This is a genomic window from Micromonospora chokoriensis (genome assembly GCF_900091505.1).
In the GTDB taxonomy this organism is placed as follows: Bacteria; Actinomycetota; Actinomycetes; order Mycobacteriales; family Micromonosporaceae; genus Micromonospora; species Micromonospora chokoriensis.
In genome coordinates, this window is the sequence record NZ_LT607409.1 from 6,415,532 (window position 1) to 6,427,150 (window position 11,619).

13 protein-coding genes are annotated in these 11,619 nt (G+C 72.4%); 9 read left to right on the forward strand and 4 right to left on the reverse strand.

Translation table 11 applies throughout. From position 1 onward, the window contains the following. Positions 1 to 3 precede the first annotated feature (3 nt). The 6 genes from GA0070612_RS29055 (at position 4) to GA0070612_RS29080 (ending at position 5,352) form a co-directional block, all read left to right on the forward strand. Positions 4 to 963, forward strand: coding sequence for a hypothetical protein (locus GA0070612_RS29055; RefSeq protein ID WP_088990815.1), 960 nt, complete (start codon positions 4 to 6; stop codon positions 961 to 963). Between the two features lie 16 nt (positions 964 to 979). Next, complete coding sequence (locus tag GA0070612_RS29060) at positions 980 to 1,837, forward strand: spermidine synthase (protein ID WP_088990816.1); 858 nt, start codon at positions 980 to 982, stop codon at positions 1,835 to 1,837. A 145-nt stretch (positions 1,838 to 1,982) separates the two neighbouring features. Beyond that, positions 1,983 to 2,675, forward strand: a complete 693-nt coding sequence (locus tag GA0070612_RS29065; RefSeq protein ID WP_088990817.1) for a sigma-70 family RNA polymerase sigma factor — start codon at positions 1,983 to 1,985, stop codon at positions 2,673 to 2,675. Further along, complete coding sequence (locus GA0070612_RS29070) at positions 2,672 to 3,454, forward strand: anti-sigma factor family protein (RefSeq protein WP_088990818.1); 783 nt, start codon at positions 2,672 to 2,674, stop codon at positions 3,452 to 3,454. Before GA0070612_RS29065 ends, GA0070612_RS29070 begins: the two co-directional genes overlap by 4 nt. A gap of 203 nt (positions 3,455 to 3,657) precedes the next feature. Then, entirely contained in the window at positions 3,658 to 4,305 is a 648-nt protein-coding gene (locus GA0070612_RS29075; RefSeq protein ID WP_088990819.1) for a hypothetical protein, read from the forward strand. A 126-nt stretch (positions 4,306 to 4,431) separates the two neighbouring features. Continuing rightward, positions 4,432 to 5,352 carry a DNA-3-methyladenine glycosylase family protein gene (locus GA0070612_RS29080; RefSeq protein WP_088990820.1) on the forward strand — a complete coding sequence of 307 codons (921 nt, stop codon included), beginning with the start codon at positions 4,432 to 4,434 and terminating at the stop codon, positions 5,350 to 5,352. Positions 5,353 to 5,435: 83 nt separating this feature from the next. Here the strand turns inward: GA0070612_RS29080 and GA0070612_RS29085 are convergent, their stop codons facing one another. After that, positions 5,436 to 5,903 carry an SRPBCC family protein gene (locus tag GA0070612_RS29085; protein ID WP_231924381.1) on the reverse strand — a complete coding sequence of 156 codons (468 nt, stop codon included), beginning with the start codon at positions 5,901 to 5,903 and terminating at the stop codon, positions 5,436 to 5,438. Between the two features lie 88 nt (positions 5,904 to 5,991). Beyond that, on the reverse strand, positions 5,992 to 6,204 hold the full coding sequence (locus tag GA0070612_RS29090) for a hypothetical protein (RefSeq protein ID WP_088990821.1): 213 nt from the start codon (positions 6,202 to 6,204) through the stop codon (positions 5,992 to 5,994). Between the two features lie 136 nt (positions 6,205 to 6,340). Between GA0070612_RS29090 and GA0070612_RS29095 the strand changes: the two genes are divergently transcribed. From GA0070612_RS29095 to GA0070612_RS29105, 3 genes are read left to right on the forward strand one after another with little or no spacing between them, the layout of a single operon-like run. Further along, positions 6,341 to 7,456, forward strand: coding sequence for an ATP-dependent DNA ligase (locus GA0070612_RS29095; protein WP_088990822.1), 1,116 nt, complete (start codon positions 6,341 to 6,343; stop codon positions 7,454 to 7,456). Positions 7,457 to 7,514: 58 nt separating this feature from the next. Next, positions 7,515 to 9,086: an alpha/beta hydrolase gene (locus GA0070612_RS29100; RefSeq protein WP_088991842.1), complete on the forward strand. Its 1,572-nt coding sequence runs from the start codon at positions 7,515 to 7,517 to the stop codon at positions 9,084 to 9,086. Between the two features lie 22 nt (positions 9,087 to 9,108). Next, the gene (locus tag GA0070612_RS29105; RefSeq protein WP_088990823.1) at positions 9,109 to 9,561 is read left to right on the forward strand and encodes a GNAT family N-acetyltransferase; all 453 of its coding nucleotides are present in this window, start codon (positions 9,109 to 9,111) and stop codon (positions 9,559 to 9,561) included. Between the two features lie 325 nt (positions 9,562 to 9,886). Here GA0070612_RS29105 and GA0070612_RS29110 read toward each other — a convergent pair whose 3' ends face one another. Together GA0070612_RS29110 and GA0070612_RS29115 are read right to left on the reverse strand one after the other, a co-directional pair. Then, the gene (locus GA0070612_RS29110; protein ID WP_088991843.1) at positions 9,887 to 10,606 is read right to left on the reverse strand and encodes an ABC transporter ATP-binding protein; all 720 of its coding nucleotides are present in this window, start codon (positions 10,604 to 10,606) and stop codon (positions 9,887 to 9,889) included. 17 nt (positions 10,607 to 10,623) lie between these two features. Then, complete coding sequence (locus tag GA0070612_RS29115; RefSeq protein WP_088990824.1) at positions 10,624 to 11,619, reverse strand: ABC transporter ATP-binding protein; 996 nt, start codon at positions 11,617 to 11,619, stop codon at positions 10,624 to 10,626.

Here is an 11,619-nt window from a genome sequence, read left to right on the forward strand (position 1 = left end):
CCGGTGAGCGACGCCGCGTTCTTCGTCGACTCGTGGGATCCGGCGTACGGGGCGTCGTTCGAGGCGTCCGCCTCCGGGCCTGCCGCGCCGAGCAGCGCCCAGGTCGACGTGGACGCAGAGCTGCCCGCTGTGGACTGGCGGGCGATCGGGCTACGCCAGGGGGTCCGCGCGCCCGACGTGGTGCTGCTGGTCGACGGGGTTCGCCGGATCGACGCGAGCATCTGGACTGCGGAGGAGGACGGCGGGTCGTTCCCCGGGCTGGCCGCCTCGTACGCGGCCGGGGTGGTGCGGTGCGACCTGGGTCGGGGGGCGGCGCAGTTGGCCGGTACCCGGGTCGGTCGGGGTCTGTTCACCGCGAGCCCGTCGGCGCAGGACGTGGTGGCGGGTGCGATCCGCTATCCGGTGCACCGGGTGGGTGGCACCGGGGAGCTGGGCAAGTTGCCGGCGGCGGTGCAGGGTCCGCTGACGGCGTTGGAGGTGGCGGTGTCCGACGCCGCCCGGGTCGACGGTGACCTGCTGGTGGTGGACGGCCCGTTGCGGAGTCGTCGGCAGTTGCCGCGCACGTTGGGTTACATCAAGACCCAGCACAGCCAGTACCTCGACGCGCGGCTGACGGCGGTGGTGGTCGGGCTGGCGTCGGGTGAGCGCTCGCCGGTGTTCCGGCTCGGCACCGCCTGGGGTGGCTGGTCGTGGTATTTGCGGCTGCCGGTGGCGATCGGCGCGCCGTGGGCGGGCATCGTGCGGGTGGAGTGCTCGGCCGACCTGCCGGTCGAGGCGGCGATCGAGCTGGCCGACCTGTCGCTGGTCACCCTGCCGCGGTTCGCCTCCACGCCGTACAAGGATCCGCGGGCTCCACAGAACCTGATCCCGATCGCCGGTCTGGAACGACGGTTGCGTGCCCTGCTCGGCGACTCCCGACTGTTGCACCGCGCGTTGACCGCCGCGGCCCGCGCGGCACGGTAGACGGGTACCTGTCGCGATGGGACGTAAACGGGCGGCTGACCGCGTGGTCGAGCAGGTGGACACCGGGCAGGCGGAGCTCGTTCCGGACCCGGACCGGGCGGGTTCGTGGACGCTGCTGCTGGACGGTGCGCCCCAGTCGCACGTGGACCTGACCGATCCCACCCACCTGGAGTTCGAGTACGTCCGGCGGCTGGCCGCCGCGGTGGATCTGATCGCGCCGGCCGGTGAGCCGTTGCGGGTGTTGCACCTGGGCGGCGGGGCGCTGACCCTGCCCCGGTACGTGTCCGCCACCCGGCCCGGATCGACCCAGCGGGTGTCCGAGGTGGACGGCGCGCTGGTGGAGTTGGTGCGTCGGGCGTTGCCGTGGCCGTCCGACGGGCGGCTGCGGGTCCGGGTGCAGGACGCCCGGGCCGTGTTGGCGTCCACCCGGGACGCCAGCTTCGACGTGGTGGTCGCCGACGTGTTCGCGGGTGCGCGTACCCCGGCTCATCTCACGTCGGTGGAGTACGCGGCGGAGGTGGCCCGGGTGCTCCGCCCCGCGGGTTGGTATTTGGCGAACCTTGCCGACGGCCCGCCGCTGCGGCACGCGCGCGGGCAGGTCGCCACGGTCCGCTCGGTGTTGCCGCAGGCCTGTCTGGTGGGCGACGCGGCGGTGCTGCGTGGCCGACGGTACGGCAACCTGGTGCTGGTCGCCGGGCGGACCACCCCGCCGGTGCCGGAGCTGACCCGGCGCGCCGCCGGCGACTGGTTCCCGGGTCGGGTGGTGGCCGGCGACGAGTTGGACCGCTTCGCCGGCGGCGCGCAGGTCGTCCGGGACGCCGACGCGACGGGCTCCGATCCGCCGCCACCGGGGCTGTTCTCGGTGCGCCGCTGACCGTCTGCCGCGCGCTGACTGTGCGCTCCGACAGCGGCGCAGAATTTTTTTCCGGGTTCGTTGATCCGTTCGGGGCGGCGGTGCGTACCACCGGGCGGCCCGCCTCATGGGCCGACGTTGGTGACGGAAAACCCCGGAGGTCTGCATGCATGCGGTGGCGGCCGGCTGGCATGGTGACGCGGTACGCGCTGACTGGCTGTCGGCGCGGTCCTCGTCGCGGCCGACCTCGTCTGCCCGGGGGGTCGACGCGCGAGCGACGTCTCGCCAGAATGGTCCGGTGACGCCGCGACCGGCGCCCGGACGCCATCAGGCGACGACAACCGAGGCCAGCCATTCCGACCAACTGATCAAGCTGCTCTACGCGGAGCACGCTGGTCCACTACTGATGTTCGTCATGCGTCTCACCGGGGGGGACCGGCAGCGCGCGGAGGACATCGTCCAGGAGACGCTGCTGCGGGCCTGGCGCAACGCGCACCGCCTGGGCACCCAGGGGCAGGGCTCGTTGCGACCGTGGCTCGTCACGGTGGCCCGACGGATCGCCATCGACGAGCACCGCAGCCAGGAGGCCCGGCCGCCGGAGACGTACGACCGGGACCTCACCGCGTTCGCCGAGGCGGACAGCACCGACCGGGTGCTCCGCACCATGACCGTGGCGGATGCCCTGCGTACGCTCAGTCAGTCGCACCGGGAGATCCTGATCTCGACGTACTTCCGGGGGCGGACGGTGCCGGAGGCCGCCGAGGAGTTGGGGCTCCCGCTCGGCACGGCCAAGTCGAGGGTCTACTACGCGCTGCGCGCGCTGCGTACGGCTCTGCAGGAGCGGGGGGTGACAGAATGAGCCGGCCGGACCACATGGACGTCGCGGCGTACGCGCTCGGTGTGCTCGACGAGCAGGACACCGAGCGGTTCGAGGAGCATCTCGCTACCTGCTGGGCGTGCGCGGCGGAGCTGGAGACGATGGTTCCGGTGGTGGGGCTGCTCTCCGACATCGACGGCGAGACGATGATGGCGATGGAGCAGACCGCCACCGACCCGGCGTTGTTGAACCGGACGTTGGGCGCGGTCCGGGCCGACCGTCGGCGTACCCGGTTCCGCCAGATGTTGGCGACCGCCGCCGCGGTGGTGGTCTTCGGCGGTCTGACCGGGTACGGGTTCGTCAGCGTGACGGGCAACGATCCGGCGCCGGGGGTGCTCGCCGATTCGACGCCGAGTGCGCCGAGCGACCCGCAGACGGGTGGGCCGACGGGTCCGCCGAGTGGGCCGGGTGTGGGTGGCACCGAGGAGGAGGGTGACCAGCTCGACGCGACGGACCCGACGACGGGTGTCCAGACGACCGTCTTCCTGGTGAAGCGGGAGTACGGCACGCGGATCAATTTCAGCCTGCGGAAGTTGCCCGGCCCGCGCACCTGCCGGTTGGTGGTGCTGCGCAAGAACGCCGACCCTGAGGTGATTTCGACCTGGTCCGTTCCGGAGGGTGGCTACGGCACCAATGCCCGCCCGCAGGGTCTTGAGTTGAGCGCCTCGACGTCTGCTGTGGTGGCCGACATCAAGCAACTCCAGGTGCAGTCGGTTGACCCCAACGGGGTGGCGAGTCCGCTGGTCACCGTGTCCATGTAAGTTCGCGTACCGCATCGGCACCGGTCATTATCACAATGACCGGTGCCGATCTGTCGTTGTGGGGAGACCCCCGTGCAGGGGCGTACGGATTTCCCTCCGATTCGGTTCAATCAAAGATAGTGAAATTGACCACTGTTACTTCTTCAACCTTGACAGCCCAGATCCCGTACCTATGGGTGAACTGCCAAGAATGAGGAGGGCACGTGGCACAGATGAAGCGGTCCGTCATCGTCGCGAGCGCGATGGTCGCACTTACGGCCTGCGCTCCCGCAGGTTACGACCCCGCGAACTCGAGCGCGGTCGAGCCGGTCGCCGTCGCCGCGGCCGAGCCCACCGCGTCGGTCGTTCCGGAGGCGTCGGCGTCCGTGGAGGCGCCGGCCGCCGACGCGCCGCCCGCGAACGTCGAACTGACCGAGAAGTTGATCGGCAAGAGCGTCGCCCGGATGGGCAAGGTGGTCACCGACGAGGACGGCTGGATCCTCTACCGCTTCGACAAGGACACCGCCGACCCGCCGTCGTCGAACTGCGTCGACAAGTGCGCCGAGGTGTGGCCCCCGGCGCTGACCGACGGCAACCCGCAGCTCACCGGCGTCTCCGACGACAAGGTCAGCAGCGTGACCCGCCAGGACGGCACCCGTCAGATCACCATCGGCGGCTGGCCCGTGTACCGCTACATCGGCGACAAGAAGCCCGGCCAGTGGAAGGGCCAGGCCGTCGGTGGCACCTGGTTCGTGGTCCAGCCGGACGGCAAGAAGAACCTGAGCTGCCTGCCCACCTCCACCCCGAAGCCGGTCGCCCCGCCGTCGGACAGCGGCGCGAACGACGCCGGGGGTTCGGGCTACTCGTACTAGAACCCACACCACGAGTCACGGTGGTCGGTCGTCGCCGGGGAGGGCGCGGCCGGCCACCGGTCGTCCGCGGGACGTCGGCATACCGGTGGTGCCGACGTCCCGTCCGGCACGTGGCAGAGTGGGCGGGTGACCGCTACCGAACCCGCCGCGACCAGGGTGTTTCGCCCCCCGGTCGGATACCGGCTGGCAGCCTCGGTGCGGGCGCTCATGTTCAGCCCGTACGACCCGTGCGCCCGGGTCGCCGCCGGCACCTTCTGGTGGGCCACCCGCACCCCCGACGGCCCGGCGACCCTCGCCCTGCGGTCCACCGGTGGGGAGTTGCTCGCGGAGGCCTACGGGCCGGGTGCCGCGCACGTCCTGGACCGCGCCGACGCGATCGCCGGTCTGCGTGACGACCTGACCGGCTTCGCCGAACTGGCCGCAGCACATCCCCTGGTCGCCCGGCTGGCCCGCGAGCACCGGGGGCTACGGATGCCGACGACCGGGCAGGTCTTCCCCCGGCTGCTGCGCGCGATCTTCGAGCAGAAGGTCACCGGCAAGGAGGCGTACCGGGCCTACTCGGCGACCGTGCGGCACTTCCGGGAACCGGCACCGGGTCCGTTGCAGCCGCTGCTCCTGCCACCCGAGGCCGCCGCGGTGGCCGCCACCCCGTACTGGGTGTTCCACCCGTTCGGGGTCGAGCAGCGCCGGGCGGACACGCTGCGGCGCGCCGCCGCGCTCGCCGACCGGTTGGAGCGCAGCGCCGACGCCGCCGACGCCACCCGTCGGCTGACCGCCATCGGGGGCATCGGGCCGTGGACGGCCGCCGAGGTGGTCCGGATCGCGTACGGGGATCCGGACGCGGTGAGCGTCGGCGACTTCCACATCCCGAACACTGTCGCCTGGGCGCTCGCCGGCGAACCGAGGGGCGACGACGCCCGGATGGTGGCCCTGCTGGAGCCGTTCCGGGGCCACCGGGGTCGGGTGTGTCTGCTGCTGGAGGCCGCCGGCATCCAGGCCCCAAAGTACGGCCCCCGCGCGCCGATCCGCTCGTTCGCCCGCTACTGACGCGACGCCGGACCGCCGGCACTGGTGAACCAGCGGTCCGGAACGCTGAACGCGCGCGTGGCCGGGCCGCCGGTCGGCGGCGGTCAGCCCTGCTCGCTGCGACGCCTGAGCCCGTCGGCCTCCATCCGCACGTAGCGGCGGAGCATCCCGCCGCACAGCCGGCCGATCAGGCCGGCCAGCGGCCCGGACTGGTCGACGGCGAGCTCGACGCGGGTGCGCCCGTCGGGCAGCGGCACCAGCCGGTGCTCCGCCGTGGTCCGCACGCCCGCCGTGTCGGAGACCCAGACGAACCCCTGCCGCTCGGTCAGCTCGGTGACCCGCCACACCGCCGGCCGCAGCTTCGGCTGGGTCAGTCGTGCGGTCGCGCCGACGGCGAGCGGTCCCGGCTCGCCACGCTCGGCGCGGGACACCGAGGCCGTCCACTCCGGCCAGCGTGGCACGTCGACGAGCACCGCCCAGACCTGTTCGACGTCGGCGTCGATCTCCGTGTCGGCCTCGAACCGCATCGCGTCCCCCTCCCCCGGCGACGCCGTCCGGCGCACGCTCCGCATACAGACGAGGCTGCCGGGTGGATCGTGACGCCGGAATCCGCCGGGTGGTCGGTCATCCTCCCGGCCGTCCGACAGCGGGCGGGTGGGATCAGGCGGCTTCGCGCAGGTCGGCCAGGCTCAACGGGGTACGCCGACGCAGCAGTTCCTCCAGCTCCGGCACCGAAGCGACCTCGCCGAGCACGTTGCGTCCGCCGCCGAACCGTTCCGGGTAACGGCGGGTCAGTCGGTAGCGGTAGCGGCCCCGGATCAGCTCGACGCTCACCCGCCACCGCCCGCAGCAGTCACAAACCCACTCGGACACCTCGCGAAAGTAGCTCTGACCTGCGGTTATTCAATTCGGTCGGTCAGGACGAGGAGGCGCAGCGGCGGACACGCCGCCCCGCGACCGACGGTGATCTGCCTCACGGCTGTCGGTACCGTCTGATTGACTGGTCGCCGTGGACCTGCCGATCAACCCTCCGGTCGAGCCGATGCTGGCCAAGAGCGTCGCCAAGCTGCCCGCCACGCCCGGGGTGACCTACGAGCCCAAGTGGGACGGTTTCCGGTGCATCGTGTTCCGCGACGGCGACGAGGTGGAGCTGGCCAGCCGCGGCGGCAAGTCGATGACCCGTTACTTCCCCGAGGTGGTCGAGCAGGCCCGACGGCAGCTGCCCGAGCGGTGCGCCGTCGACGGTGAGCTGATCGTGATCCGGCGCGACGGGCCGAGTGGCCAGCCCCGGCTGGATTTCGAGCTGCTGGCCCAGCGCGTGCACCCGGCAGCGTCCCGGGTCAAGATGCTGGCCGAGACCACTCCGGCCGACTTCGTGGCGTTCGACCTGTTGGCGATCGGTGACGAGGCGCTGCTCGACCAGCCCTACCCGCGCCGTCGGGAGCGGCTGGTCGAGGCGCTGGCCGGGGTGCGACCGCCGGTGCACGTCACCCAGGTCACCACCGATCCGGAGACCGCGCGTCGGTGGTTCGACGTCTTCGAGGGCGCCGGGCTGGACGGGTTGATCGTCAAGCCGGCCGACCTGCCGTACGAGCCGGGCAAACGGCTCATGTTCAAGGTCAAGCACTCCCGCACCGCCGACGCCGTGGTGGCCGGTTTCCGCTGGCACAAGTCCGGCCCGGTGGTGGGCTCGCTGCTGCTCGGCCTCTACGACGACTCCGGGGTCCTGCACCACGTGGGGGTCAGCGCGTCGTTCAGCATGGCCCGGCGGGCCGAGCTGCTCGACGAGTTGGCGCCCTACCGGGACATCGGCGGCGAGCACCCGTGGGTGCACGGCGACCACGAACGCGGCCAACGCATCCCGGGTGGCGTGAGCCGGTGGACCGGCACGAAGAACCTGGAGTGGGAGCCGGTGCGTCCGGAGTTGGTGGTCGAGGTGGGCTACGACGCGATGGAGGGTGAGCGGTTCCGGCACACCGCCCAGTTCGTCCGCTGGCGCCCGGACCGCGATCCCCGGTCCTGCCGCTACGACCAGCTCGACCGCCCGATCCGCTTCGATGTGGACCAGGTGCTGCGCGGCGACCCGACGGCCACCGTGGACCGGGCCGCCACCGGCTCGGCGTAGCCTGGCCGTCGACCCGACCTCGGAGGATCACGTGACCCGCACCGCCGACCGCTCTCGGATGGCGTCCCGTCGCCGGGCCCGGCGCACCCTTGCCGCCTTCGTCGTCGCCGCGCTCCTCACCGCCGGCTGCACCCTGCCGGCGTTCGCGCCGCGCACCGAGGCGCAGGGCGAGGCCGCGCCGACCGGCAGCGCGCCGACCTGGCGGCCCTGCCCGGAGGTGCCCGACGAGCTGGTCGGGCGTGGCGCTCCGGACATGCGCTACGAGTGCGCCCGGATCGCGGTGCCGCGCGACTGGGGCACCGGCGCCGGGGCGACGGCCGGCCCGGGCGCCGGGCAGACCTTCGAGATCGCCCTGCTGCGCGCCCGGTCCACCAAACAGCGCGACCGGATCGGCTCGTTGGTGGTCAACCCGGGCGGCCCGGGCGGGTCCGGCGTCGACACCGCCGTCTACCTGTCCTTCGGCACCCAGTTCGGCGGGCTGCCCACCTCGATCACCGACCGCTTCGACATCGTCGGCTTCGACCCGCGCGGGGTGTCCCGGTCCAGCCCGGTGAAGTGCATCTCCGACGCCGACCTGGACGCCAGCTTCGGCTTCGACCCGGACCCGACGAGTCAGCGGGCGTTCGAGGACTTCGTCGGTCTGAGCCAGCGGATCGGGCGCGGCTGCGGCGACCGGTACGGCGACCAGTTGCCCCTGTACGGCACCGAGCAGGCCGCCCGCGACATGGACGCGGTGCGCGCCGCCGTGGGCGACGACAAGCTCACCTACCTCGGCTACTCCTACGGCACCCTGCTCGGCGCCACGTACGCCCAGCTCTACCCGCAGCGGGTGCGGGCGCTGGTGCTCGACGGCGCGGTCGACCCGCAGCAGCGGCTGGTGGAGGGTTCGGAGAGCCAGGCCCGCGGCTTCGAACGGGCCTTCACGAACTTCACCCGCTGGTGCGCGGCGAACGCCGGCCGCTGCCCGATCGCCCCGGACGCCCGCGCCGCTGTCACCTCGGCCATCGACAAGGCCAAGGTCTCCCCGGTACGCGGCGACGACGGGCGGGAGGCCACCGCCGGCTGGGTGTTCTACGCCGTCATCTCCTCGCTCTACACCGAGTCCGGTTGGCAGGAGCTGGCCCAGGCGATCGACAAGCTCGCCGAGGGCGACCCGAAGGACGTGTTCCGGCTCGCCGACTCGTACGCCGGCCGGGAGGACGACGGGCACTACTCCAACCTGTTCGACGCCAACCTGGCGATCAACTGCGCGGACGAGACCGAGAAGCCGAGCCGGGAGCAGATCCGGCAGTTGCAGTCGGAGTGGCGTGGCAAATATCCGCTGTTCGGGCCGGCTCTGGCGGTGGGCATGCTGAGCTGCGTCGAGTGGCCGGGCGGGCGTGACCCGTACCCGACCGGCAAGGCGAACGGCGCACCCCCGATCGTGGTGGTCGGCACCACCGGCGATCCGGCGACGCCCTACGAGCAGACCCCACGGCTCGCCTCCATGCTGGGCGTCGGCCGGGTGCTCACCTGGGAGGGCGAGGGGCACACCGCCTACCCGCAGACGTCCTGCATCACCGACGCGGTCGACGCGTACCTGCTCGACCTGACCGTCCCCCGGGAGGGCCTGCGTTGCCCGGCGAAGTGACCGGTGTGCCACGCTCACGGGCATGACCGACGTGATCTTCCGGGAGGCGGTCCGGGCGGACCTGCCCGGCATCATCGCCCTGCTCGCCGACGACGTGCTGGGTAAGGCCCGCGATTTCACCACTGTCGACGAGGCCTACGAGAAGGCGTTCGCGGACATCAGCGCGGACCCGCGCAACCACCTCGTCGTGGCCGAGCAGAACGGTGAACTGGTCGGCTGCCTACAGATCACCTACATCCCCGGCCTCGGCCGGCACGGCAGCGAGCGGTCGCTGATCGAGTCGGTCCGGATCCGCTCCGACCGTCGCGGTCAGGGGCTGGGCCGCGACCTGGTGACCTGGGCGATCGACCAGGCCCGCGAGCGCGGCTGTGCCCTGGTGCAGCTCACCACGGACAAGACCCGCGAGGATGCGCACCGCTTCTACCTGGGTCTCGGCTTCGTGGCCAGTCACGAGGGCATGAAACTGGCCCTCTGACCGGAGCCGGGATCAGTGTCGCTGTTCTCCTGGTCGTCGGCGCCTCCCACCACACAGCTCGGAGGCGACCGGCCCGGCAGCGACCGGCTCTGACCGCGCGGGTCGGCACTAACGCCGGCCCCGGGCAGCACCCCCTACCCGGACACTGTGGACCTGATGTCGTAAACGATTCACCGCCCCCGATTCGTTTACGACATCAGGTCCACAGCGAGCGCGGATACCATCCGCCCGCGCCCGCCACCGCGCCGGCCGGACCGAACAGCCGCCACCGCCACCGCGCCGGCCGGACCGAACAGCCGCCACCGCCGTCAGCCGGTGCCGTCGGTCAGCCTTCGACCAGGCGACCGTCGCGCAGGACGAGCACCCGGTCGGCGAGGTCGATCAGGGCCGGGTCGTGCGTGGCGACCAGCGCCGTCATGCCGCGGGCGTGCACCACCGCGCGCAGCAGGTCCATGATGGACCGACCGGTCTCCGAGTCGAGCTGACCGGTGGGCTCGTCGGCGATGAGCAGGTCCGGCTCGTTGGCCAACGCGCGGGCCACCGCGACCCGCTGCTGCTGCCCGCCGGACAGCTCGTACGGGCGTTGCGCCATGTGACCGCCCAGGCCGACCAGCTCCAGCAGCACCGCGACGCGTTCCTCCCGCTCGGCGGCCGGCACCTGCGCGAGTCGCAGCGGCACGCCCACGTTCTCGGCGGCGGAGAGGATCGGCACCAGCCCGAAGGTCTGGAACACGAACCCGACCGTGCCACGGCGCAGCCGCAACAGCTCCGCCTCACCGGCCGAGGTGACGTCGTGCCCGGCCACCACCACCTGACCGGTGTCCGGCCGGTCCAGCCCGCCGACCATGTTCAGCAGGGTGGTCTTGCCGGCGCCGGACCGGCCCCGGACGGCGACCAGCTCGCCCTGGTGGGCCGTGAACGAGACGTCCCGCACGGCGTGCACGGCGCGTTCGCCCCGGCCGAAGGTCCGGCTCACCCCACTGACCCGGACCACCTCGCCGGGCTGCGCCGCGGGCACGCCGCCGACACCGCCCGCGCCGGTCATCACCACGTCCCGACGGCTCATGCCCGTGCCCCCCGCTCGTCCGAAGCCCGGTCACCGGGCCGTACCTGCACATGGTCCGGCTCCAGGTCGAGCCGAACCCGTTCCTTCAGCGACAGCGCGTCGACGAACGCCGCCGGTAGCTGCATCCGGCCGTTGCGGTCCAGCACCGCGTACTCCTCGCTGACCAGCTCGGTGTTGCCGTCCGCGCCGATCCGGGCGGTCCGGCGTACCTCGGAGGCGGTCCGGCCGTCGCGGATCGCGACGGTCCGGCGGACCTGCGTGGCCACGGCGTGGTCGTGGGTGACGACCACGATGGTCACGCCCAGCTCGGCGTTGATGGTGCGCAGCGCCCCGAAGACGTCCGCGCCGGTCGCCTCGTCCAACTCGCCGGTCGGCTCGTCGGCGAAGAGCACCTCCGGGTCGTTGGCGACTGCGACCGCGACCGCGACCCGCTGCTGTTCGCCGCCGCTGAGCTGCCCCGGCCGCCGGTCGGCGCAGTAGCCCACGCCGACCATGTCGAGCAGTTCGGCAGCCCGCTGCCGGCGGGCCTTACGGCCCAGCTTGCCGGCCAGCTCCATCGGCAGCTCGACGTTCTCCCGTGCGTTGAGGTACGGCAGCAGGTTGCGACCGGTCTGCTGCCAGACGAACCCGACCAGCTCCCGCCGGTAGCTCAGCCGCCGCTTGGTGGACAGCGAGAGCAGGTCGTAGTCGGCCACCCGGGCGATGCCGGCGGTCGGCGTGTCCAGACCGGAGAGGATGTTCAGCAGTGTCGACTTGCCCGAGCCGGACGCACCGACGATCGCCACCAGCTCGCCCCGGTCGATGACCAGGTCGAGCCCCTGTAGGGCGACCACCTCCACCCCCTCGGTCTTGAAGATACGCACCAGGCCGTCGCAGACGATGTGGCCACGCAGTCGGTCCTGCCCGCCGGCCCGCTCGGCGGCGCGAAGCGCGGCCCGCTGTTGCAGGGCGGCCAGGTCCGGCACCAGTGGAGTCTGGGCGGTAGCTGTCAT